At 62.7% G+C, this 1,053-nt stretch carries 1 pseudogene; it reads right to left on the bottom strand.

What is annotated here, in order from left to right:
* Window positions 1-64: 64 nt before the first annotated feature.
* Window positions 65-1,053: pseudogene (locus tag I5W_RS10575) on the bottom strand (ammonium transporter); the annotation flags it as partial.

The following is a 1,053-nucleotide window of genomic DNA, read 5'->3' as shown; positions in this document are numbered from 1 at the left end:
GAAAAAAAGGCGCCGAAGGCCCCTTTAAAGAAGCGGTTTCCAGCCCCGAAAGAATACTGCAGACTCAGTACGACCGATGCTTAGTGGTAGCCGATTCGCGTTGGCTGGAGATATCCAGGCCTTCGCGTTCTNCTTCTTCCGTCACACGCAGGCCGATGACGACGTCCACGATCTTGTAGGCGATGAAGGAGACCACACCCGACAGGATCACGGTGGTCAGCACGCCCTGGAACTGGATCCAGACCTGGCCGCGATGGGAGTAATCCGGTGCCACAGCGTTGGCCACGTAGTCATAGATACCGGTGCCGCCCAGGCTGGGGGCTGCGAACACGCCGGTCAGGAGGGCACCCAGGATACCGCCCACGCCATGCACGCCGAACACGTCCAGCGCATCGTCCGAACCCAGGATCTTCTTCAGACCGCTCACGCCCCACAGGCACAGCAGACCAGCGATCAGGCCCATGACCACGGCGCCGATGACGCCCACGAAACCAGCGGCCGGGGTGATGGCCACCAGGCCAGCGACCGCACCGGAAGCGGCGCCCAGCATGGAGGGCTTACCCTTGCCGATCCATTCGCCGAAGCTCCAGGACAGCACAGCGGCAGCAGTTGCCAGGATGGTGTTGATGAAGGCCAGGGTGGCGCTACCGTTGGCTTCCAGCGCCGAGCCGGCGTTGAAGCCGAACCAGCCGAACCACAGCAGCGAGGCACCGACCATGGTCAGGGTCAGGCTATGCGGCTTGAAGGCTTCCTTGCCGAAACCGATACGCTTGCCGATCACGTAGGAACCGACCAGGCCAGCGACAGCGGCGTTGATGTGCACCACGGTGCCACCAGCGAAGTCCAGCGCGCCCTTCTGGAACAGCCAACCCGAGGCAGCGGTGGCCTTATCAGCCGCAGCAGCGTCAGTGAAGAGGTCCGGACCCGGCCAGAACCAGACCATGTGCGCCATGGGCAGGTAGGAGAAGGTGAACCACAGGATCGAGAACAGGATCACAGCCGAGAACTTCACACGTTCGGCGAAGGAACCGATGATCAGCGCCACGGTGATGC

The sequence above is a fragment of the Herbaspirillum sp. B65 genome, from assembly GCF_000333555.1.
Taxonomy (GTDB): domain Bacteria; phylum Pseudomonadota; class Gammaproteobacteria; order Burkholderiales; family Burkholderiaceae_D; genus Herbaspirillum; species Herbaspirillum rubrisubalbicans.
Note: the sequence above shows the minus strand (reverse complement) of the source record. Positions and strands in the feature narration are given on the sequence as shown.